Origin of the sequence: Falsiroseomonas sp. HW251, assembly GCF_050563545.1 — a bacterium.
Taxonomy (GTDB): Bacteria; Pseudomonadota; Alphaproteobacteria; order Acetobacterales; family Acetobacteraceae; genus Falsiroseomonas.
The window spans coordinates 1-22763 of record NZ_JBNXUM010000043.1 but is presented as its reverse complement, the minus strand read 5'-3'; the positions used below and the strand labels follow the sequence as shown (position 1 = coordinate 22763).

Genomic DNA, 22763 nt, shown 5'->3' with positions numbered 1-22763 from the left:
TCAGCGGGGCAGTTGTTCGTAACGCTGCATCCACAACACGGCGGAGCGTACCAAGAGGTGAACCTCCGCCATCCACAGAAATGCTACGCGCTCGCCATTGTTTCGTTCCGCGTATCAAGCTTGGCTTCACGCTGCCTTGAAATGCTCGAACCATCCGCGACAACACACACTCGCTTGGCTCGGTTTGTCACCGGGGGATGACGGATGGGTCGCCTCCCGGGCTGCCGGGCGGCGGAAGCACACGCGTCGTGTTCGGGGTTGGATTAGGTACGTTCCCCTGGATCTCGGGATCCACGCCAAGGGGCGGCCGGATCGTTCCGCGGCGGGCCCCACCTCCTTCGCGGTCCCCGACGATGTCGTCCCCAGTCGGCCCATCGCCCGAGCGGTCGCGTGGCGGCCCAGCTGGATCTCCGCCGGGGCGCGACTGGTCCACCTCAGGCGGCGCGCGGCGCAAGCTCTCCGGTGGCGGCGAGGCACTCGTCTGGGCGTCTGCCACGCCCCACATGGCAGCAAGCGCCACGACGGTTACGAGGATGCGGCGCCCTAGTTGTCGCGCCTGCTCCGGTGTGTCTTCCGCGTCGATAGTCGTGCGCATGACTTTCCTCCGGCAGTTGGCGATGGGTAACGCCCGGAGCCCGGTCGCGGACGCCAACAACTTAGGCGCCTCACCACAGCTACAGCCGCTTCAACCGGAGCCTGTGACAGCTTTTTCTTGCGCGCGAAGCCTGACCTTTAGTTCTCGCGTTATCTACCCTGCGCAGCGATGTTGCCTCGAGCGGGTCGCGATGAATGACAGGGTGATCTTCCAGGTCTTGATGTCTCTCGCAGCGCCACCGTTCGCCCTGGCTCAGCCGCCCGAACTACAAGGTCGGCAGGCCCCCATGACACTCGGCGATCTTGAGGAACGCTGCCGACGAGGCGAAGCGGCGCGCTGCGATGAGCTCGATCGGATGCGGGCACGCCTCCAGGCAGAGATCGACGCTGCCAGGGAACGTCAGCGCCGCGACGACGCGACGCGCTCCGGTGCTGACCCCGCTGCACGCGGATCGGAGTCCTCGCGGTAGTCCGCCGCGCGGCGTGGTGCGACGCGTCTAGGAGACCGCCTTCGCCGTCGTGTGCGGTCCTCGCGGCCTGTGTGATTCCGGGCCCGGCGAAGGCTCGCTAGCCGGCCGAGCAAGCTGACCCAGCTTTTCTGCTCTGAGGTGCACACGGGCACGCGCAAGACTCCGCCGTAGCGCCTCGACCGGCCTGCGCCTTGGCGCCGTACCCCAAAAGCCGTGTCGATCGAGTGCCTCAACCAGGGCGGCTAGTCTCGCAAGGCGCTTTTCCCGATCGCGAATGTCGCGTTCAGCTTGAGGGCTGAGAATCGATGCCATAACGGTTAGCACGTTTCGCAGTGGCTAAAGTTTCGAGGCGCGACCGAACCACTGCTCCGGCGGGTTCTGAATCAGCGCCGTCACACGCAAGTCAACCGAAACTGTTTCGCCGGCCGACGTTCATCCTGAGAACGAACTCCACTTGCGATCGGCGGTCGCGGATGCCCGATGGACCACCTTCGGAACCCTTCACAGGCATGGGGTCGGGAAATCGTCCTCGTGATACGAGGCACTCGCACAGCGACCTCTGGTTCTTGGCGGCGTTGACCGCGATTATCCTGACCGAAATCGCCCTGGTGATCGCATGGCTCTGGCCGTGACCACGCGTCAACGCGGGCGGGTCGAAGAACTCCGGAAGTGCACTGGCTCGCGCCAGATCAGCGGCCAGCGACGGTTCGAATCCGGGCGCACTCCCTCCGCCAGTCGGCCACTCTAATGAATTGTTTCTGTTCGATAGTTTTTTATGCTGGCTGGATGACCCCCATGCCTACCCCCACTTGGCGCGACGATTGGCATAGACGCGCACAGATCTCGGCGCGTGGTCGGCCGCCAGCCGCGCCAGTCGCTTGCCCCGTGCGCGCGTTCTCTGCGTGCCTCAGCTCGAACCGTCACTTCCGGGACAGCGGCCATTAGACCAGCCCGCCGCGTCCATCGCCGCGCCGACATTCTCTCTTTACACGCCCGGCCGTATCCCCGCGTAGGTGCGCTTAATCGCCGGACCCTGCTTGCCAGCGCCCGCTTTCGTCGCGACGCCAGACCGCAATGGGTTGCAGCATCGTCTGCCTGCGCCAGACATCGCCGTTTAGCCGCCAAATCTCCACAGCGCCGACGCTTGGCGTGATGGGCAGAGGTGCTGGCGTGCCGAAGGCGGCCGGGACGACCCCACCGCGGTGTTCCCCGAGCATCGAGGTCGCAAGAATATGGGATGTCGCTGGGCTGCTTTGGCGGCCGTGCACCATCACCCCGTCCTGCCTTGAACGGTCAGCCGCGTTTATCTCGGCTTGTACGCGAACTTGCGGCTGGCCTGGATGGCGTTCTCCGCTTGCTATGCCGCGTGACAGGTTGCGGACCTACGATATCTTCGGCAACCACGAGCGGCAGCAGCCGCTCCGCCATACTCCGCAGGGCCTCGTGCGTATCGGACTGCGCCGCGATTAAGCCGACAGCGGTGGTCCGACCCTTGGCGCCGGGCTCCAACCGGAGTAGCTCTAAGGACGCGAGTAGCTGCTCCAACTTGTCAGGGGGTGCATCAGCGCCGGCCGCCAGATGCACCAGCAGCAGAGCCATGCCATTCATCGCGGCGTCGGCCTTCGCTTCGGCGAGCGTCGCGCGTGCAGCAACCTTCCATAGGAGCCGAGCCAGCTTTTCTGCTTCATTGCCAGCCTCGTCCATCGCTGCTCCGCGACCATAATTGCCAGGGCGGAACCCGCGGGGGTGCCAGTGGATCACGCATCGCAAATTCTTGTTTCGTGAACGATGCTCTTTCAGCAATGATCTCGCGCCCTGCGAGTAACGCGTACCCGCTTCCTCCGCCACTTGCGTCGGCCTTGAATATTGCAACTCGGAAGGGGCAAACGATCACAGCGCGCAACTCCATCGGCGTTCGCCGCCCAGAATGCGCTGCCTGTCGGTGCGTAGCTCCGGCTTACCTCAGCCAGGCCCAGGGTGCGCGCCGAGCCACGCGCGTCCGAGGCGGTCGCGAAAAGGACGCAGCATTGAGCAGCTTCTTATCGGCGCTGTAGCGAGCGCATTGGGGGGCAACGTCGCCGCAAGAGCGTCCCCGACCTTCAATCTCGGCACGCTTGGCAACACGATCACCGGGCTGCTCGCCGGCGGCGTCCTCAGTCAGATCGTCGCTTTGTTAATGCTGGCCATCACGGGAGCTGCGCAATCCGGGGGCCTGAGCATCGGCGTCATTGTGGCGCAGCTTTTTGCCTGTGGCATGGGGGAAGCCATCAGTACGGCAATTAAGATCGATTGAGCGGGCGGTCATAGCGTGCCGCGATGAATGTTCGTGGAAGCTCTGTTAGCCTCGTCCATTGCGCTTCTAATCGGCTTCGGCGTGGTTACCGGTATCCAAAGCAGGCGCAACGGGTCGCGCAACGCCGAGGTAGACCGCGAGGGAGCGACTAAGGGCGAGCCTCCCATCGCATTAGGACCACGCTTGGCAGCCTGTCCCTTCTGCGGAGTGGCAGCGCCGGTGATGGCGGTACGCCGGCATCCCGAATTCGGCGCGTTCGGCTACCTGGAACTGACCGTGAAATGCGCCGCGTGCGGGAAGACTTCTACCCGGGGCTGGTACGAGAGAAACGGCCAGGGTCGACACCCTTACCCTGGTCGGCTCGGTGCCTGATCTATCGGCACGCCTGGGCGGTCGCAGGCGGTGCGGATCGTCGGCATGGTCTGCTCCCGAAGCACATGCTTCGCTTCCGTCAGGCGCGAGGTCAACTCCTTCTCGTGCTGCGTGTCGCGCGCGATCAGGCGCAGCAGGAAATCGCCGCCGCCGCGGCCAGCTCCGCATCTGGCGCCATGTTTCCTCGGTCGTCCACGTCGGGAAGGCGCCCGCGCGCGTGCAGGCTCGCTCACACCACCCCCGACAAAAATTTCGCTGGCGACAGTGAAAAGAGGATCGAACCGCCTGAATGCGCGTTCTGGCGCAACATCAACACGCTCTCCAACGGCTCTGTTTGGATCGACCCCAATATAGGCGGGACGCGATGACGCATGAGGCTACCGGACCATCGTACGACATTACTACGCCGGTGCTGATCTTGAAGACGAGTGGCGACGTGTTCCAATTCAGCAGCCTTGGCATTGCTCGCAGCCTCGGCAGGCTCGGAGTCCCCGTCTACCTGTATTCGGCCAGGGAGGACCAGTTCACGCCGATCTCGAAATCAAAATATTTGGCGGGTGCCTATATCGTCCGTGACACCGGCAGCGACTTTCTGACGCATCTTCTCGAGATCGGCAGCGGCTTCAACAGGAAGCCGCTTCTGTTGCCCGTGGACGACTTCGGCGCCGTGTTCGCCGCGACGCATTATGCGGAACTGCGGCGTCTATTCCTGATGCCGGAGGCCAATGCCGAGTTAGTAGCCACCGTGACCGACAAAGCGAAGCTCGCAGAGTTGTGCCGGCAACACCGCCACCCGCATCCCGAGACCATCGCGGTCAATGACGGGCGCGATCGTGACGCCGTCATCGACAGGACCGACTACCCCTTCGTGATAAAGCGACCGCAGCAATGGGTGGGAAAAGGGCCGACCACCCGTCTCATCCAGGACGTGACGCAAATGGTCGAAGTCCTGAATGCCGCGAGGTACGAAGGCTTTGGCTTTGTCCTGCAGGACTACATCCCCTATTCGAAAGGACAGAATTGGGTCGTCCAGGGATATGCCGGACCCGACGAACAGAACGTCGTTCTTTTCACTGGGCTCAAGATCAGATCGAATCCTCCCGAGACCGGCGCGGGTTGCTTTGTCGAGGCGGTCGAGAACCCGGCCCTCCGGAAACAGGCGGAAGGATTCCTGCGGGACATCGGCTACAAGGGGATCCTTGACCTCGACTACCGGCTGGATCCGCGCGACGGGACCTACAAGCTACTGGACTTCAATCCGCGGCTCGGCGCGCCGTTCCGCCTGTTCCAAGACGAGCACGGGACAGACCTTGTCAGGGCGCTCCATCTCGATTTGACGGGGCGACGTCCGGCGCGCCCGATGCGTCCTCTCAACCGGCGTTTCATCGTGGAGGACTACGACGCACGCGCAAGCTTACGCTACTTCCGCGCCCGCCGCCTCGGCGTCCCCGAATGGCTCCGCAGCCTGCGCAACATCGACGAGGCCGCGTGGTTCTCCTCCGACGACCCGCTGCCGGCCTTCATGGTTGTCGCGCGCCGCTTCGTCGGGAAGTCCCGCCGTATCGAGCCACGGACGCCGCTGAGTTACAGGCCGGGACGCTTCTCGGGCGGAAGACTTAGGGCGACCCACCAGTGAACCGGCGAAGCCGCTCAAAACGCGGCGCTCCGTTCGCCGCTGGACATTACCACCGAGCTAAAGCTCCGCCCACGTCGGGTGAGCAGGGCGTCTTCAGCAACGAATGTGCCGGAGGGGGCGATGAAGCTCACCGGAGATGACGACGACTACTCTGCTACACTTGATGCGGTGCGCCGCGAGCTTCTGATCGCCCATCGGAGCGTCGACAGACACCTCATACCAATGTGGACGATTTACGGGCCTGACACCGTCGATTTTCCGGACCTGTTCGTGGCGGCCCTTTGGGTTGCGTGGCCGACACCCAAAGCTTCTGGCGTGCTGCTGCGCGTGGTATCGCTGGAGGACGTCAGGGCGCTGCTGCCGTCCCTCACCTGCATTCCCCGCCGGGAAGATGACGATCCGAACGTCATTGAGACCTAGCTCTGAAATGCGCGTCGACGCCACGTCTCCGCCGCGGCGGACCAACTCTATTCCGCGGAACTGACGGCTGCCGCATCGCTGATACCGAGCACGCGCTACGCCTCGAAAGGGGTCCCGCTTACCGGGCAGAGGTCAGCGGGGCTGCGGGAGCGCGCGGGCCTACACCCGAAGCATCCGAGAATGAGCGCACAGTCGCTCTCCCGGCCCGCAAAACCGATACGCGCCAACACCGAGTCAGTTCGCATTCCGCAATCACCTGTCCGCGCTGCCGGCAGGCGTTACGCTGGCGTGCCGCCGAAAACCGACGCCCTGCAGGATCGCTTTCGACGCGCGATCGAGGAGGAGCTGCGCCGCAGCAAGCCTCGAGGCCTGGATGCGGACGCACCGCGCCGATATGCGGGCGATGCTGAAAGGCGGCCAGATGGACTGGGAGGCCGCGGCCCGGCACTTCCACCGGGCCGGGCTGCGAGACGATCGCGGCATGCCGCTCGACGGCGCGAAGGCCGAGGTGACCTGGCGGCGCGTTCTGGCATCGAAAGATCCGCACGCGGGCGCGTGAGATTGCAGCGGAAGAGGTGCGATATGAAAGTGGATGGTCGCTGCCATTGCGGCGAGATCACTTACGAGGCGGTAGTAGAGGCGGACGACATCGCGATCTGCCACTGCCTCGACTGCCAAAGGCTGGGCGGCTCAGCCTTTCGAGCCAACGTTCCGGCGCGTGCTGACACCTTCCGTATGCTCACGGGGACACCGCGACTGTACGTCAAGACGGGTGACAGCGGCGCACGGCGTCTCCATGCATTTTGCGGGACGTGCGGCGCGCCGGTCTATTCCTGCGCGGTCGAGAACCCGCCGACCTATACACTGCGTGTCGGCGCGCTAAACCAGCGCCTGGAGCTCGGGCGACCGAAGCGGCAGATTTGGACGAAGCGCCGGCTCCCCTGGGTTCCGCCGTTTGAGGGGGTGCCGGAGGTCGAGGGGCAGCCGTGACTGCAGCAGGCGAGTTGTCGTGGCGCTGTAACGCTACCCCCGAGCGCGCGTTTTCTCGGCCCGTTGAAGCTATCTGAAATCGTGGGGCAGTGGCGGCCAGTCTGCTTGATCTTCGGCGGCGGCCTCAGCCCGATTGACTGGATACCGCTCATTGCGCTCGCGCCGTCGGGGCAGGGCGCCAGAATCATTCCGAGTGATCCCGCGCGGCGCCGGCAGCCACGGGGATTGCCGGTTTCGAGGTCTCGGGATCGCCGCCGGCCGTGATGTATGCGGCCTTGACGCTTGGCGTTGCCTCCATTCGGCGTCGGTCAGATCGCTCACATGGTGTAAAAGACTGCTTCATAACGGCCTCGGAGCAGCATTTGCGCTGGTTGTCGTTCGAGGAAGTCTGTTGTGGAGCCTCCGATGCAGCAAGAACGCACACGGAGTGTGCCGGTAGCCTCGCTGGCTCTGCCCCGCATGCATGCTGGAACTCGCGCCGGTCGTTGAACCCCGCGAAGGCCTTGGGTCCTGGCAGCCGGTCCGAGCCGGCTGGTGCGTCCCGGGCCGGCCTAGCTCAATTCTTCCGTGACGCAGAACTTCATGTTTGCCCCCGACGATTGCAGCGCCGAGGCTGCTCTCCGACGGGAGGCATCCGATGCGTGACCACGATACCGCCGCCCTGCTGCTAGAGCGCCTGCGGAGCCTGGCGCCCCTGGCCGAGGAGCACCGTGAAGCCATCGACACCGAGCGGCGCCTGCCGGCGCCGCTCTTCGCTGCGCTGGCAGGCGCTGGTCTGTTCCGGCTCTGGCTGCCGAAAGCTCTCGGCGGACCGGAGCTTTCCCCGTTCGAGTTCATGGAGGTAGTAGAGGCTGCGACAGCACTCGACGCCTCGGTCGGTTGGATCGTCGGGAATGGCGGCGGGGCGAGCCGCATCGCGGGTTACCTGCGCGAAGCTGCTGCGCGCAGGTTGTTCGCGGACCCGCATACCTTCCTGGTGCTGGCGACGGGGGCGGTCGGCCGCGCCATACCGGTGGAGGGCGGCTATCGGGTGACAGGACGCTGGCCGTATGGCAGCGGCATCCATGGTGCGACCGGCGTGGCCGGGCTCTGCGCCGTCGTGGCGCCGGGCCAGGAAGGTCCCGCGCCGACGCTGATGGCGCTTGCGCCGATCGAGGCTGCAGCGGTCATCGACACTTGGCAGGTCTCCGGCCTCAAGGGCACGGGAAGCTGCGACTTCACGCTGGAAGACGTGTTCGTACCCGCGGATCATGTCTTCGGCTACCCCGATCAGCGCGCGCTGATGCCGGGACTGGTCTACCGGCTGCCCGTGGTCAGCAGCTTCAGTTGGAGCGTCTCGGTGGTGCCGCTGGGCATTGCACGTGCGATACTGGACGATGTCGCTGGCTTGATGCGCGACCGGATGCGCGTCGGCACCAGCCAAGCGCTGCATGAGCGAGAGAGCATCCAGTCGGAAGTAGGCCGCGCCGAGGCGATCCTGCGTGCCGCCCGCGCCCTGATGGTGGAAGCGATGTCGGCGCTGATGGCGGCGGTGGAGCGCGGCGAGACGGCGCTGATCCCGCGCCGCGCGGACCTCCGGCTGGCCACGGCATACGCGGCAGACAGCGCGCTTCGCGCCGCAGCTATGCTAGAGGCAGCGGTTGGGGCTGTCGCGATCCAGGAGGGTGGGCCGCTTGCGCGCCGGCTGCGCGACCTTCGCGCGGCCGTGCAGCACGTTGCGATGTCACCCAACAGCTTCATCGTCGCCGGCAGGCTTCGGCTGGGGCTCGACGCGGGTACCTTGCGGATCTGAGCGCGTCGGACCCATTCGGGCGAGACCTCGCTGACGCTCCCGGACGACTGGGCAGGCGAACCCCGCAGGCGGGCCACGATGGACAGCCCGCGCCCCCGCCAACCCCGGACGGTGCGGCATGGTTCAGAGACAGTCAGTCAATCGGACCGCTGGGCTGCCGGCGGGAATCTGTGGCGGGCGGAACAGGTCATCGCGGCGGACTCCGTGGAAAGGGCTACCAAGCCTCGATACCTGCTTCCGATGTCCATGACGGCTCGCTCGGATACGGGCCACGAGCTGGTCGTCGCTGTGCTGCCGCTTTGCCGGCATCGAGCGGAATGCCTGCTCATCCTGCAGACGGGCATCGTGCGGCTTGCCGTGAATGCGTGTCCCGCAGCGGGCCTGCGGACAAAGATGCTGCGTCGTCGGGCAAGAGGAACGCGCCGAGAAGGCTGCGTGAAAGCGCGTGAAAAGGCGGCGAACGTCACCAGAACTGCGGTGCTAGCTCTGCCCTGACGCAACACCCCCAACGCACACCGCGACGATATCCCGTGGAGTGGCTGCCCAACTAAGTCGGGGCGTGTGATGCCTAACGCGTCAGAATCTTCACCGTCCCGCGCAGCCGTCCTTCGACCACCCCGCCGCATCCATTGCTGCGCCGACGTTATCCCCAGCGACCAGCACATCCGCCACAACCCGATTATGGCTCAGGTGATGCGGCAGCACGGCCAGCCGCGCCCCTTCGGTTCGCCGCCGAAGCTCACCCCGGGCCGCGCGCCACAGCGGGTGCCCGCGCTCGACCGTATCCACACCACGAACCCGGATGCGCACCGGCCCGCGAACGCCATCACACGTCGCACTGAGCGTGTCGCCGTCTGCCCAACGGGTCGGCGCACACGACCATGCCTCTGACGCTGGATACGTGCGGGCTGGCTCCCGCCAGCGGCAGGCTCCGGCATGGAACGGCGCGGCTACAATGCCGGCAGCAAGCACGACAGGGAGCAAGCGGTGCATTGATACGCCAGCTTAGCAGGAGAGTCCTGGCAAGGGGTGTTCTTTCTTCGTTCCCGGAGCCGGGTTAGGCTCTCGGCCATGCCACCCCGCCGCGTCCTGTCCCACGCCACAGCTTCAGCCGCCCTGGCCAGCGCGAAGGAGATGCGCAGCGCCGCAGTGAAGATCTGCACTGAGGCGCCAATCGGCTCGCAAGCCTACCGGGCGGCGCATACGCTCATGGAGGCTATAGACGGCCTCGCGGAGGCGCTTACCGGAAAGCGCGAGGCGTTCTGGCCGCAGCAGCATCGGGCCGGCGGGGACTAGGAAGCGAGCGGTTGTCAGCCTGGAAACAAGCTCGCTGACGCGGTTTCAGAGGCGTCGTGGTCGGGTTCGCGCCATACCGGGCCGAGGCGCACGAACCGATCCCAACCGCGGCGCGCCGAACGCGACACGTCGATGCCGAAGCGTTGCGCAGTCGGACCAGTGTGCGATGGTGAGCTACGCGATCGGCAAATTGGTCCAATGGTGTTGAGGAGCACAGTTGTCTTGGTGCAGCTACATCGGCGCGAGCGTCGCGCGTTGGAACACATGGCACGGAGCCGGCACGTGTTCGAGACGCGGCTTTGGATGCCACACGGGGTTGGGGAGAAGACGCTGGACGCGCTAGTGTCGCGCGGACTGATGAAAAAGGGGCGCTGCCCCCACCGGGGCAATGAAGTTGGTTGGGGGATCACGGTGGCTGGTAAACGAGCTGTCGCGGGATAGCACAGCGCATGCTGGCGCGTACCGTCGCGGCCAACCCGCAACGTCCACCGTTGAGGTGACGCCGGCCCGCCCGCTCGAGCCTTATCAGGCGCTCCCAGGGCAGCAGGCGAAGTCGTCAGTGTGCGTCGCCTTCGCCGGGGCGATCACCTGGGACGCCTTCCGGTAGGTGGCTTCGGACCGGTGCGTGCCGATCGGACACGAGGCTGTTCATCTTCGACACTTTCGCCGGGCCAGCCCTGTTTCTGGCGATCTCGCCTTGCAGGTTGAGACCGCGGTCTTCCAGCCGCGAACGGAGTTCGCCCCAGCTGATCCACGCGTGGTCGTGTGTGGACATGATGAAGGGAAGCATTTGTCGAATCGCGGGTTCGATGACGATCAGCCTGCTCACGTCAGCCTGGCTGAAATCCACATCCAGCTGGCGCCCGCCGAACGTCAGACGCACTTCGTTCGGCGTGAAAAAGCCTAGGCCGACCTGCTTGTTCGGGCCGCTCATGACACGCACAAATCCTGATGTACTGCGAAATATTCGAGCAATCTGTTCTTATGGTCAATTTCAAAGCATGAGCTATGAACAGATTAACACAATACGTTTCTTATCAATTGAGATTCCTTGCGCCGTTGCCCGCGCCGGTGGTTTGGACCGTCGATTGCGCAACTCGGCAGCCCGCCTATCGGGCGTGCAGCGCGATGCAAAGTTGCATTACCGGTTCGGAGCCCTGAAGCCCCAATTGCGGCCAGTTGGAGTTGCATCTTCGAGAGGGCCTGAGCGAGCGTATCACAGCGCTCCGCCTCATCGAGCAGCGCCTCGAGATCCGGTCGGAACCGGATGATCTTCACGAGGTCCCGGCACTCCGCGGCCGCCATCCGAAGCCGTCGCGCCTCCGTCTGCATCGCTCCAGTCCGTACATCTACAGCCATGAGTAGCATTCGGCATCTAGCGTACCTCTCCAGGGCTGTGGCAGCTTGTTGTGATCGCCGTTTTTTTCGTCATTCCGGGACCCTGATTTCATTGGCGGAAGGTAGACCAATACATTTCGGCAAGGCAGCTTGTCGGTATCAGGTAGGGCGATGAGAGTGCGGCGCGGCTCGCCTCGAGCGCACTCGTGCGTGGACCCCCTGTGCGGCGTGTTCGTGCGGAGCACGGCGCCAAGGCGCTTCGGCGTCCTGGTCATCGCCGCGCTTACGGTCCCGTTGCTTGTACTGGGTGTTTTCGTCGGGATGGCCAAGCGCGACACCTGGACGGCCGCGGAGCGCGAACTCGCGCGCAGCGCCGATGCCGCCGCCGAGTATGCTCAGCGCGTCCTCGATGTTCATCGCCTCGCCGCCGACCTCACCAACAACCTCCTGCGCGGCCTATCTGACGAGGAAGTCCGCGTGCGCGAGGCGGAGTTGCATGAGGAGCTGCGGAGGCTGCTGCCTTCGCTGCCGGGGGTCAACACCGTCGTCGTCCTCGACCGCGAGGCCGAAGCCCTGCTAACGGGGAACGTCTACCCGGTGCCGCGCGGGACGCGCTTCGACGACCGCGAGTGGGTCGTCGCCCTGCGCGAGCCCGATTCACCGGACCTGCACGTCAGCGCCGTCACGACCGGCCGACTGGACAACAATCTTTTCTTCGGCGTCAGCCGACGGCGTGTGGAGACGGGCAACAGGTTGCCGGCCGGCACCTACGAAGGGCTGATCAACGTCTCGGTGGACCCGCACCGCCTGTCCACGGGCCTCGCCGCCATCACCGGTCTGAAGGGCGATGTGGCGTCCCTCGTCCGCGCCGACGGGGCGCTACTGGCCCGGAGCAGCGGCCTGCCCGTGCCGCCGCCGCAGATCCCGGCCGTGAGCAAGCTGCGCGATGCTGCCAGGGCGGGGGAGACCGCCGGAATCTACATGGGTCAGAAGCTCGGCCCGCCACCTGACCGGCAAGCCGGCGAAACTCGCCTCATTGCATTCCGCCGCGTCGGAGACCTGCCGCTCTATGCGACTGTGGCGCGGCCGACGCCGCTCATCGTCAAGAGCTGGCTCGAAACGGTCCTGCTACAGCTCGCCGTGGGCCTGCCGGCCTGGGCCGGGCTCGTCGTCCTCGCGGTGCTGCTGCGCCGTGGGCAGCGCAGCCTTGCCTTGATGAATGCGGGCCTAGAGCTGCGGATCGAGGGACGCACAGCCGAGTTGCGCGAAAGCGCGACGCGGCTGTCCACCCTGGTCGACGCGCTCCCCTTGGGGGTCGGGTTGACCGACGCCACGGGCCGCCTGCTCGTGTCGAACGCCGCGTTGCGACGGTTTGCCCCCGAGGTTGCACCGTCGCGCGATGAAGCGCGCCGAAGCCGTTGGCGGGGTCAGCACTCCGACGGCCGCCCCGTTCAACCGGCGGAGTTCTCCGTGGAGCGGGCGCTGCGGGGCGAGACGGTGTTGCCCGGTATCGAGATGATCTTCACGGAGGACGATGGGCGCGAGACGTGGACCCGTGTCACCGCTGTCCCGCTTCGCGACGATTCAGGACAGGTCGCCGGTGCGGTCGTCGTAATCGCCGACATCACCGAGCAGAAGGCGTCCGAGGAGCATCAGCAGCTGCTGTCCCGCGAGGTGGACCATCGCGCCAAGAATGCACTGGCCGTTGTGCAGGCGGCGCTGCGCCTCACCCGCAAGGATGACGCCGAAACCTACGCGCAGGCTATCGAAGGCCGCGTGGGGGCACTCGCACGGGCGCACACGATCCTTGCCGCTGGGAAGTGGGAGCGCGCGGCGCTGCGCGAGCTGGTGGAGGCCGAGCTGGCAGCTTTCCAGCCAGGCAGCGCGGGCATTGGGGAAGGCGCGGGCTCAGAGAAGCGGGTGGCGGTGGATGGGCCCAACCTCGCGCTCGCCGCCGATGCCGTGCAGGCGCTGTCCATGGTGCTGCACGAGTTGGCGACCAACGCGACCAAGTATGGGGCGCTGTCGGTGCCCGAGGGGCGGGTGCGGGTGACCTGGCAATTGGACAGCAGCACGGCCAGCCTAACGATCACCTGGCGCGAGAGCGGCGGGCCGAAGGTGGCCGGCAAGCCGGCGCGCCGGGGCTTCGGGTCACGGGTCATCGAGGCGACGGTGCAAAATCAGCTCGGCGGCCGTGTGAGGCGCGCCTGGGAGGAGGACGGGCTGGTCTGTGTCATGACCGTGCCGGTCGCGCGTGCGGTGGCGTCCAGTAGAGGGACCGCACATTGAACGGTCGCTTGCGTGAGTAAGGCCCGCGTGCCAGCGAGGTGGCCTGATTTTCCAAGGGCGGCACCGCGGCTGCGCAGTGCCGCCCCAAGTCAGGCGATCAGCCTCGGCGGCGCCGCTCATTCTCGGGATGAGCGCCGCTGATGTTGGTGTTTGCGACCTCATCGATGCCGCGGCTGAGCTCGGTTCCCGGCGGATTGCCCGGCGTGCCATCTGGCGTCTGTGGCAGCACGTGCCCGTCGTCATCGGCACGCGGCGTCAATTGGCCGGAGCCGCCCACCGTCGAAGTATCATTTGCGGCGCGGCGCGCCGCTCGCCCTGCCGCGGTACCGGGCGGGTTCGCGCTGGTGCCGTCCGAGTTCTCGGGGTAGGCGCCGCTCATGTTGGTGCCGAGCGTCCGGTCGGCGGCGCGGCTAGCCATGGTCCCCGGCGGATTGCCGGGCGTCCCGTCGGGCGTGCCCGGCAGCACCCTGCCGTCGTCATTCGAGCGATGCGACGCGCCAAGCCTCGGATAGACGTCGTCCTTCGCCCGCGCAGCACTGCGGCCGAGCGCTGTGCCCGACGGGTTCGCGGGCGTGCCGTCCGACTGCTCGGGATAGGCGCCGCTCATGTTGGTGCCGAGCGTCCGGTCGGCGGCGCGGCTAGCCATGGTCCCCGGCGGATTGCCGGGCGTCCCGTCGGGCGCGTCGGACAACAGCGAGCCATCGTCGCTGTAACGAGACCAGCCGCCTGCACGGTACTCGGCCGCGCGTGCGGACACGTCCACCGTCTGATGCCGCGCGAGGATGGTCTCGGCCTGGGCCAGGCGCTCCTCATTGGCGCGCACGCTCACCAGCGTGCCGCCGCGCCGGATGCCTTCAGCATAGACATGAGCATCACGCTCCTCCACGCCCGAGCCGACGAGCGCACCGAGCAGGCCGCCTGCCGCAGCGCCCGCGCCAGCGCCGGTCAGCGCCGCGACCAGCCAGCCCGCGGCCACGATGGGGCCGAGCCCGGGGATCGCCAGAGCGCCAATGCCGGCGAGCAGACCAGCGCCGCCGCCGAGCACTGTCCCCAGCGTCGCGCCGGTACCGGCGCCGCCGTCCGCTTCGGTCGTGCTGGTGTTGTTGCCCGCCATAGCGTCGTCGCGGCGCTTACCGCCCATGATGCTGACTTCGTCAGCGGTGAACCCTGCGCCTTCCAATTCGCGCATTGCCTGCACGGCGTGTGCGTGGTCATCGAACATGCGGACCAGTGTGCGTTTCTTCATGCTTAGGTTCCTCTGCCTGGGTTGGGAGCGTCGGTCGGGCGGCGCTAGCGCACCGCCCTTGAACCTCAACGTGTCGTACCGCCGGTGGCCGGGGCTGGGGCCGTGGGGTTCGCACCAGTGGTATTGCTTCCCGTCGCACGGTCGAGCGCGCGACCGGCCGCAGTGCCGGGCGGGTTCCCCGGCGTGCCGTCGGCACGCGGCGTCTCGCCCTGCGCGCGATCGACGGCTCGGCCCGTCGCCGTCGAGGGCGGATTGCCCGGCGTCCCGTCCGGGCGCGCGCTGCTATCCGCGCGCGGCGTCGCCGCGGGCCCCGCCCTGTCAGCATTGCTGTTGCGACCCGCGCCGAGGTTCGCGACGCCGGGGCCGGCTGCGATGCGGCCGCGGAAGTCCAGCGCTACCTCGGTCGAGGCACCGGCCCGCATCGCGCGGGCGCGCCAGAAGCCGGCGTCGTCCTTGCGAAGATCCTGGAGGTTGGTGAAACCGGCATCCTCAAGTCGAGCGCGCGCCTGTCCTTCTGTGAAACTGTTCGCGCCTGTCTCCAGGGCTGACGCATCAACGATCGACGACCGCTCGGCGTCGCGCCGATCAGTTGGCGCGGCGGTGTCCCGGGGTGTGGTCGCCGGGGCAGTCGCCGCCGGGGCCTGATCGGGCTGGCGCGGCTGCTGCGCTGCGGCGCCCCCTGCGCCGCCGATCCCGAGGGCAAGGCCGCCCAGCAAAGCGGCACGTAGGCTGGATCTTGTCACTGGCTTTTCTCCCGCGTGGTGCGAGGTCGCTGGACCTCAAGACCATAACGGAAGCCAATGCATGACGTTGCGCACACCAGCCGTACGCGATGCGTGGTTCAGGGTCCTCGACGTGCGCTCTAACAGGTTATCGCAACCGCGACCGGCGTGACCTCCACTGGCGCGGTGCCGTCGTCCTTCATGCCGATGCGCTCTGCAGTGCCTTCGCTCACGTCGATGATACACCCAGTCCCGGCTCGCAGTCGCGGACGCCTCAGCGATAGTTGCAGCGATAAGCCCCGCCAGCAGCAGTGCTGACGGGCAGTCGAACCGCGCAGCTTACGCATACGTCGGGACAAGTCTGACCGGTTGCCGACGCGGCTGATGCAGGACTGTTTCGACATGAGGGGGAAATGACACTTGGCACGTTCTCGATCGAAACGCAGTGCTCACGCACAACGTCTTGTTCGCGCGTAGCGAAACGACCGCAACGATGTGCGAACGTGACAACTGAACATCTGGCACCGTTGCCCGGTCGGCAGTCGTTGCTGCTGGCCTTAGACGGGAGAACGTTCAATGACAGACGTGTGGTACTGCGAGCCGCCACCCTGCTACGAGCCCCCACCCTGCTATGAGCCGCCACCGTGCCATGAGCCGCCACCCCGCGGGGGTCCGCCGGAGCACGCCGACAACGGCTGGGGCAACGGCATTGACGGGGATAACCCTGGCACGCCGCAGGGCAACGCCGCACAGGCAGGCTCCAAGGGGAACGCTGACTTTTCCCAAACGGCGTTCCTGTTCGAGCGGTTTGGCGGACGGTGACCTAAGTAAAGTGCACGAATGCTTTCTCGACTGACTGTCACTTGAATCGAGCGCCCCCGCCGTCCGTACCGGCGGGGGCGCATCTCGCGCTGCTCGTGCACGTGCACCGTCGGTGGGTTCAGCCGTTGCGAGATGAGCTTTCGACTAGTCTTCGTTGGCTGCGTCCGGTTCGCCGCACCTGATCCGGGATCAGTTGCTGGACGAGCCCAGCCGCATCGACAGTGCCGCGCCCCGCAATGCGCATCCGGGGCCAAAAGGAAGGCCTATGGAACAGCTTCTCATCGGCAGTGTAGCGGGCGCATTGGGCGGCAACGCCGCTGCAAGACTGTCCCCGACCTTCAACCTCGGCACGCTTGGCAACACCGTAGCCGGCTTGCTCGGCGGCGGTGTCGTCAGTCAGGTCGTCGTCTTGTTGATCTTGGCCATCACAGAAGGCGCGCAATCCGGGAAGCTGAGCATCGGCGGCGCCGCGGCGCAGCTTATCGTCGGGGGCGCGGGTGGGGCCATTGTGACGGCAATAGCCGGCTCCATGCGTGAGGTGGACTGAACGGGCCTTCGTCCCCACGGTCGGGCCACACGGCGTCCAGCAAAAGCCCAGCGCACACTTCGCCGCCGGCGGTTGGCCGCGCACCCGATGCCACGTTTCCTCGGTCGTCGCCGCTCGGGCAGGCGCGCGTCTCGCAGCGATACCGTGCTGAGGAAATGGCGGGGGAATTCTGGCCGCCGGCATGGTCGAAATAGTGGTGGCTGCAGGGGCGCTGAGCATCGCGCTGCGAGAACGCCCCGCTGACCAGGGCAGAGGTCAGCGGGGCTGAGGCGACGCAGAGACCCACCCGAGGTTGAAGGTGAGCGCGCACCTTCCGGGGCCTCCGAGAATGATACGCCCGACCACTGAGTCGGTTCCCTTATCGCAATCACCGGTGCGGCAGCAGAGGCACTGCTGTGCACTGCAGGCGTTACGCTGACGTGCCACCAAAGCCCGATGCCCTCGAGGAGCGTTTCCGCCGCTTCGCAGGGACGACATGGCCCAATGGTCCAGGCCTCGGCCTGCTGATCGGCCACGCCGACGCCCCCGATCGGCTGCTGCGAGCGGAGCGCGCACAGGTCGATGAGAAGCACCCGTTTCGGGTAGTCCCTGGCCGTGACGTTGAGGTGCGGCGGCGATGGCACTGACCGCAGCACAATGCCGGGCAGGGCGTGCCCTGCTGGCTTGGACGCAAGCCGATCTCGAGGCGGCATCTACCATTGCGCGCAAGACGATCGCCGCCTTCGAGCTTGGGATCCGGCAGCCTCTCCCGGTGACGCTGGCCGCGCTACGGCACGCGATCGAGGAAGCCGGCGTCGATTTCATTGAGGAGAACGGCGGCGGCGCCGGCGCGCGGCTGCGGCGGCCGGCGGCCGACACGACGAGGTTGGGCGAGCCGACAACGATGCTCCCGGCGGAGGCCACGGCCGGCTTTGGTGCGGAAGAGTGCCGGCGAGCGCGCACCGCAGTCGGCTTAAGCCGCACGCGCCTGGCGGCACTTGCTGGCGTCACCGAGACGACGCTGACGAAGCTCGAGCGTAGCGGGGAAGTGCGAGCGGACCTCGTGGCCGCCATTCGCCAAGCGCTTGATGCAGTCGGCGCCCAGTTCATAGCCAAGAAGCGCGGCGGCCAGGGACGGCTTGAGATTGCCGACCTCGGTGCGGCGGCCTTGACGAAGGGGCACCATGCCGAGCCGCGCAGCACACGGGAACGCCGTCCGCTTCCGCCGCTCATCTCGGAACCGCCGCTGCGGCTCGGGCCTTCGTCGACGCGGAAGAAACGCTGAGGGCGAGGCCGCACGGGCGCGCCGATTGGCGCGGCCGCGCGCCGTGAGAACGCCCCGCTGACCAGGGCAGAGGTCAGCGGGGCAAGGTTGAGCGCAGCAGGGCTTCACCCGATACCCGAAGAGCGAACCCTACACGCCCTCCGCGGCCTGCAGCATCGAAACGCGCGGCGAACGAGTAAGTTCGCGTTCCGCAATCACCTGTGATGGCCGTCCGGGCACCGCGCCGGGGTGCGAGCGTTACGCCAGCGTGCCGCCGACGTCCGACGCCCTGCATGCCCGCTTTCGCCAGGCGATCGAGGAGGAGCTGCGCCGCACCAGCCTCGAGGCCTGGATGCGAACGCACCGGGCCGAGATGCGGGGGATGCTGAAGGGCGGCCAGATGGACTGGGAGGCCGCGGCCCGGCACTTCCACCGGGCCGGGCTGCGAGACGATCGCGGCATGCCGCTCGACGGCGCGAAGGCCGAGGTGACCTGGCGGCGCGTTCTGGCCTCGAAAGATCCGAAGCCGGGCCCGCCAGCGCGGCGAACCTAGGGCCGCTGTTCCCCGCCCCCTCTGGACTGTCCGGCTCTGCCGGTGCTCTCGAGTGCCTGCGCTTTCGCCTCGTAATCTGCCGCTTGCTGTAAAACGAGTTCTCGGTCTGGCCGGTAGCTGATCATTGTGGCGATGCGCCGGCATTCCGCAGCGAGCAGCCTGAGCCGATTCACCTCCCGTCTCACCGGCACGAGCCTATATCCCTCCCCCAAGCGACGGTTGGGACCAAGCATACTTGCGCCACCGTCTCGTCAAGCCTGAAACGCTGTCCATTTCACGCGGGATCACCGTGGCCGCTCGGGCATGCCTGGGACATCGCGCGTTCTGGTCTCGAAAGATCCGCAAGCGGGCGCGTGAGCGCGCGATTCTGCTTGCCAGAGCAAGGCCGGCGGCGCTTCGGAGATCGACCGCCGGCCAGTCTCAAACTGAGTCTGAAAGCAGCCGCTCCGCCAGGCGGCGCAATGCATCCGGGGTCGCCATGAGCCGCGGCGAACGCCACAGTACGTACGGCCTCGGCGAGGTCGTCCGGCATATCAAGCGCCGCGTCAGCCCATCTCCGTTGCCCTTGCGGCTGCGATCACACGTCGTTGCGACCGCCCGAGCTACATCACTGAGATAACTTGATTTCAGCGGTGGAAGGTGTGTCGATACGTTCCAATCAAGGCAACCCGTCCGCCTTGGGGGGCCATGAACATCCATCGCGGCATGCAGCGCGAACAAGCCCACGTCGCCCTGACGCGCGGCGTGCCAATCCGGACCGCGGCGCCGCGGCGCTTCGGCGCGCTGGTCCTCGCCGCGCTGACCGTCCCCCTGCTCGTCCTTGTCGTCTTCGCCTGGCTCGCCTGGCGCGACACCTGGAACTCGGCGGAGCGCGAACTCGCGCGCAGCGCCGATGCGGCGGCCGAGTATGCTCAGAGAGTTCTCGACATTCATCGCCTGGCCGCCGACCTCACCAACCACGTCCTGCGCGGCCTTTCCGACGCGGAGGTCCGCGCGCGCGAGGGCGACCTGCACCGCGAGTTGCGCCAGCTCCTGCCTTCGCTGCCTGGGGTGAACACCGTCGTCGTCCTGGACCGAGAGGCCGAGGTCTTGCTTACGGCGAACGTCTACCCGGTGCCGCGCGGCACGCGTTTCGCCGACCGCGAGTGGGTCGTCGCCCTGCGCGAGCCCGACGCGCCGGACCTGCATATCAGCGCAGTCACGACCGGCCGGCTGGACAACAACGTCTTCTTCGGCGTCAGCCGCCGGCGCGCCGAGACGGGCAACGGGCTTCCGGTCGGCGCCTACGACGGGCTCATCAACGTCTCGGTGGACCCGAACCGCCTGTCCGCCGGCCTCGCCGCCATCGCGGGACCGCAGGGGGACGTCGCGTCCCTCGTCCGCGCCGATGGGGCGCTGCTGGCCCGGAGCGGCGGGTTCCCGGTTCCGGTGCCTCAGATCCCGGCGAACAGCAGGCTGCGCGACGTCGCCCAGGCGGGCGAGATCCCGGGACCATCATGGGACAGACGCTCGGCCTGCCGCCCGACCAGCGGGCGGGCGAGGCCCGCCTGATTGCCTTCCGCCGCATCGAAAATCTGCCGCTCTACGCAACAGTGGCGCGGCCGACGTCGGTGATCATCGGGCGCTGGCGCGACACGTTCCTGGTCCAGCTTACCGTCGGCCTGCCAGCCTGGGCCTGCCTTGTCGTTCTTGCCCTGCTCCTACAGCGAAGGCAGCGCGACCTCGCGTCAATGAACGCTGGCCTCGAGCAGCGGATCGAGGCGCGCACGGCAGAGCTGCGCGATCGCGAGGCTGATGCTCGGTACGCCTTGATGCAGCTCGATGCGATCTACGCAGCGGCACCGGTTGGCCTCTGCGCGTTCGACCTGCAGGGGCGCTACATCCGTATCAACGCGGAGCTAGCGGAGATGAACGGCGTGCCCGCCGATGCCCATATCGGGCGCACAATGCGCGAGGTCGTTCCCGACATCGCCGACCTCGGCGACGCTCCGCTCCGCCGCCTTCTCGAGACCAACCAGCCGGTGCTGGGGATCGAGGTCGAGGGAGAGACGCCGGCGCAGCCTGGCGTGCGCCGCGCCTGGATCGCGGACTGGAGCCCCATCCGGGACGAAGCGGGCCGCTTGGCCGCCATCAACGTCGTTGTGCGTGAAGTGACGAAAGAGCGCGCTGCCGCACGTGCCCTGGCCGAGAGCGAGGCGCGGCTGCGCGAGAGCGCATCCCGTCTGTCCACCTTGGTGGATGCGCTTCCACTCGGCGTCGGGCTTTGCGACGTCGACGGCCGGCTACTTGTCGCGAACGCCGCGATGCGGCGGTTCGTCCCGGAGGTCATTCCCTCGCGCGACGAAGCGCGCCGGGGCCGTTGGCGGAGCTACAACCAGGACGGCAGTCTCTTGAACCACGCTGACTTCCCAGCGGCGCGGGCGCTGCGTGGCGAGATGGTCCTGCCGGGGATGGAACTCATCTACACGGAGGACGATGGCCGTGAGACGTGGACCCGCGTCCTGGCCGTGCCGCTGCGCGAGGAGGGCGAGGTCACTGGTGCGGTCCTCATCGCGGCCGACATCACGGCGCAGAAGGCGTCGGAGGAGCGTCAAAAGCTGCTGTCTCGCGAAGTGGACCATCGCGCCAAGAACGCGCTGGCTGTCGTGCAGGCCGCGCTGCGCCTGACCCGCAAAGACAACGCTGAAGCCTAAGCGCAGGCAATCGAGGGCCGCGTCGGCGCGCTGGCGCGGGCGCACACGATGCTCGCCGCAGGTCAATGGGCGAGCGCGGCCCTGCGCGACCTGATCGAGGCCGAGCTGGCGACGTTCCAGCCAGCCGACACCGAGGCGCAGAAGCGGGTTCAGGTCGAAGGACCGGACCTCGCGCTGGACGCCGACGCCGTGCAGGCGCTCTCGATGGCGATCCACGAGCTGGCGACCAACGCTGCGAAGTATGGTGCGCTGTCGGTGCCAAAGGGCCGGGTGTCGGTAACCTGGCACCTGGACAGCGACACCAGCAGCCTGACCATCATCTGGAGGGAGAGCGGCGGGCCGACGGTGACCCGCGCGCCGGAGCGGCGCGGTTTCGGCTCGCGGGTGATCGAAGCGACGGTGCAGAGCCAGCTTGGCGGCCGAGTGAAGCGCGTTTGGGAGGCCGACGGGCTGGTCTGCGAGCTGATTGTGCCCGTTGCGCGCGCTCTCTCGCCAGATGGTCCCAGCCAGGCCTGATCGCGCGTCGGTTCACCGATGCTCCGACCTGTCTTCTATTTCGGCCGGTCGATCACGACGGCGCGAAGCGTCTATTGACGTCGCGATCAGCGCCCACGGGGCAAGGAACGAAATCAGCAGGCTCGGCTTATTGCAATCAGCAATTCGGCCAGCCTGAGAAGGCCGGGATCTTACCAGCGAAGGCTTGGCCGCATGCATGTATTGCTTGTAGAAGACGAACCGTTCACGCGCGAGATGCTTCGCCAGGACTTGCTCGACACTGGCCTGGACGTCCTCCCCGTCGGAACGGCCGAGGAAGGCCTAGACTCTGTCGATCGCGAGGTCGCGCCCGCGGTCGTCGTCACCGACGTGAACCTTGGCGCCGGCATGGACGGCGTTGCCCTGGCCGAAGAGGCGCGCCGCCGCTGGCCGGATGTCGTCGTGTTGGTCATGACGGGGGACGAGCGGAACCTGCATCGACTGCCCGACGATTTACGGGAGAACTGCTTCATCAAGCCTTTCGAGCCGGAGCGCCTGGTAGCAGCCGTCCGCCGCTGCGTATGGCGATAGCGCCTCGGGTCGGCCGCGCCCGTCCCAAGGGAGCTTTGCGCATGTCCACAGTCATCGCAGCAGGGATCCCGCCTCACGATCGGCATGGACCGCGGACAGCGCCATCTCTTGCACCGCTTCCGCGAGGTCATCCTGCAGCCATCCCCTGCGCTGGCGCCGCGCGACGGTCACGGCCAGCACCACCGGGCCTATCTGCACGTCCACAAGGACCACCGGCCGGCGGCGCAGCGGCGAGTCCTCGGGCACCCTGACGCGCAGGACAGAACACGCTTCAGCAGCCTCGCGCGCGGGCGGGTGCGCGCGCGTTTTTCCGGTCGTCTCAGGGCCGGGTCGCAAGTCACGCGGAAGGCGGAGGGGCGGTCAGGCAGCGCCCTTCTCTACC

At 67.0% G+C, this 22763-nt stretch carries 20 protein-coding genes; 15 read left to right on the top strand and 5 right to left on the bottom strand.

Going from position 1 to position 22763, the window contains the following annotated elements:
- Window positions 1-2357: 2357 nt before the first annotated feature.
- Window positions 2358-2768 carry a hypothetical protein gene (locus ACLF3M_RS32160; RefSeq protein WP_430661108.1) on the bottom strand — a complete coding sequence of 137 codons (411 nt, stop codon included), beginning with the start codon at window positions 2766-2768 and terminating at the stop codon, window positions 2358-2360.
- Window positions 2769-3126: 358 nt separating this feature from the next.
- On the opposite strand from ACLF3M_RS32160, the gene ACLF3M_RS32155 reads away from it, so the two are divergent.
- The 7 genes from ACLF3M_RS32155 to ACLF3M_RS32125 all read left to right on the top strand — a co-directional run bounded on the left by ACLF3M_RS32155 (window position 3127) and on the right by ACLF3M_RS32125 (window position 8567).
- Window positions 3127-3357, top strand: a complete 231-nt coding sequence (locus ACLF3M_RS32155; RefSeq protein ID WP_430661107.1) for a hypothetical protein — start codon at window positions 3127-3129, stop codon at window positions 3355-3357.
- A gap of 437 nt (window positions 3358-3794) precedes the next feature.
- Complete coding sequence (locus ACLF3M_RS32150; RefSeq protein WP_430661106.1) at window positions 3795-4097, top strand: hypothetical protein; 303 nt, start codon at window positions 3795-3797, stop codon at window positions 4095-4097.
- A 41-nt stretch (window positions 4098-4138) separates the two neighbouring features.
- Window positions 4139-5365 carry a hypothetical protein gene (locus ACLF3M_RS32145; RefSeq protein WP_430661105.1) on the top strand — a complete coding sequence of 409 codons (1227 nt, stop codon included), beginning with the start codon at window positions 4139-4141 and terminating at the stop codon, window positions 5363-5365.
- A gap of 120 nt (window positions 5366-5485) precedes the next feature.
- A complete protein-coding gene (locus ACLF3M_RS32140) occupies window positions 5486-5785 on the top strand; it encodes a hypothetical protein (RefSeq protein WP_430661104.1) in 300 nt (99 codons plus the stop codon).
- Between the two features lie 403 nt (window positions 5786-6188).
- Window positions 6189-6344, top strand: coding sequence for a hypothetical protein (locus ACLF3M_RS32135; protein ID WP_430661103.1), 156 nt, complete (start codon window positions 6189-6191; stop codon window positions 6342-6344).
- 23 nt (window positions 6345-6367) lie between these two features.
- A complete protein-coding gene (locus ACLF3M_RS32130) occupies window positions 6368-6775 on the top strand; it encodes a GFA family protein (protein ID WP_430661102.1) in 408 nt (135 codons plus the stop codon).
- Between the two features lie 637 nt (window positions 6776-7412).
- Window positions 7413-8567 carry an acyl-CoA dehydrogenase family protein gene (locus ACLF3M_RS32125; protein WP_430661101.1) on the top strand — a complete coding sequence of 385 codons (1155 nt, stop codon included), beginning with the start codon at window positions 7413-7415 and terminating at the stop codon, window positions 8565-8567.
- 1852 nt (window positions 8568-10419) lie between these two features.
- On the opposite strand, the gene ACLF3M_RS32120 is transcribed toward ACLF3M_RS32125, so the two are convergent.
- The gene (locus ACLF3M_RS32120; RefSeq protein ID WP_430661100.1) at window positions 10420-10797 is read right to left on the bottom strand and encodes a hypothetical protein; all 378 of its coding nucleotides are present in this window, start codon (window positions 10795-10797) and stop codon (window positions 10420-10422) included.
- Window positions 10798-11522: 725 nt separating this feature from the next.
- On the opposite strand from ACLF3M_RS32120, the gene ACLF3M_RS32115 reads away from it, so the two are divergent.
- Window positions 11523-13490 (top strand): HWE histidine kinase domain-containing protein, encoded by a 1968-nt coding sequence (locus ACLF3M_RS32115; protein WP_430661099.1) that lies wholly within the window; start codon window positions 11523-11525, stop codon window positions 13488-13490.
- 97 nt (window positions 13491-13587) lie between these two features.
- Here the strand turns inward: ACLF3M_RS32115 and ACLF3M_RS32110 are convergent, their stop codons facing one another.
- Entirely contained in the window at window positions 13588-14736 is a 1149-nt protein-coding gene (locus tag ACLF3M_RS32110) for a hypothetical protein (RefSeq protein ID WP_430661098.1), read from the bottom strand.
- A 65-nt stretch (window positions 14737-14801) separates the two neighbouring features.
- A complete protein-coding gene (locus ACLF3M_RS32105) occupies window positions 14802-15452 on the bottom strand; it encodes a hypothetical protein (RefSeq protein ID WP_430661097.1) in 651 nt (216 codons plus the stop codon).
- A gap of 1093 nt (window positions 15453-16545) precedes the next feature.
- Here ACLF3M_RS32105 and ACLF3M_RS32100 point away from each other — a divergent pair.
- The 7 genes from ACLF3M_RS32100 to ACLF3M_RS32070 all read left to right on the top strand — a co-directional run bounded on the left by ACLF3M_RS32100 (window position 16546) and on the right by ACLF3M_RS32070 (window position 22381).
- Window positions 16546-16827: a hypothetical protein gene (locus ACLF3M_RS32100; RefSeq protein WP_430661096.1), complete on the top strand. Its 282-nt coding sequence runs from the start codon at window positions 16546-16548 to the stop codon at window positions 16825-16827.
- 616 nt (window positions 16828-17443) lie between these two features.
- Window positions 17444-18091, top strand: coding sequence for a helix-turn-helix domain-containing protein (locus ACLF3M_RS32095; protein WP_430661095.1), 648 nt, complete (start codon window positions 17444-17446; stop codon window positions 18089-18091).
- A 247-nt stretch (window positions 18092-18338) separates the two neighbouring features.
- Window positions 18339-18623, top strand: a complete 285-nt coding sequence (locus tag ACLF3M_RS32090; RefSeq protein WP_430661094.1) for a hypothetical protein — start codon at window positions 18339-18341, stop codon at window positions 18621-18623.
- A gap of 705 nt (window positions 18624-19328) precedes the next feature.
- Window positions 19329-20174, top strand: a complete 846-nt coding sequence (locus ACLF3M_RS32085) for a hypothetical protein (protein WP_430661093.1) — start codon at window positions 19329-19331, stop codon at window positions 20172-20174.
- Window positions 20120-21316 (top strand): PAS domain-containing protein, encoded by a 1197-nt coding sequence (locus ACLF3M_RS32080; protein ID WP_430661092.1) that lies wholly within the window; start codon window positions 20120-20122, stop codon window positions 21314-21316. Before ACLF3M_RS32085 ends, ACLF3M_RS32080 begins: the two co-directional genes overlap by 55 nt.
- Window positions 21317-21325: 9 nt before the next feature.
- Window positions 21326-21832: an HWE histidine kinase domain-containing protein gene (locus ACLF3M_RS32075; protein ID WP_430661132.1), complete on the top strand. Its 507-nt coding sequence runs from the start codon at window positions 21326-21328 to the stop codon at window positions 21830-21832.
- Window positions 21833-22024: 192 nt separating this feature from the next.
- On the top strand, window positions 22025-22381 hold the full coding sequence (locus ACLF3M_RS32070) for a response regulator (RefSeq protein WP_430661091.1): 357 nt from the start codon (window positions 22025-22027) through the stop codon (window positions 22379-22381).
- 51 nt (window positions 22382-22432) lie between these two features.
- Here ACLF3M_RS32070 and ACLF3M_RS32065 read toward each other — a convergent pair whose 3' ends face one another.
- The gene (locus ACLF3M_RS32065; RefSeq protein ID WP_430661090.1) at window positions 22433-22627 is read right to left on the bottom strand and encodes a hypothetical protein; all 195 of its coding nucleotides are present in this window, start codon (window positions 22625-22627) and stop codon (window positions 22433-22435) included.
- Window positions 22628-22763: the final 136 nt, after the last annotated feature.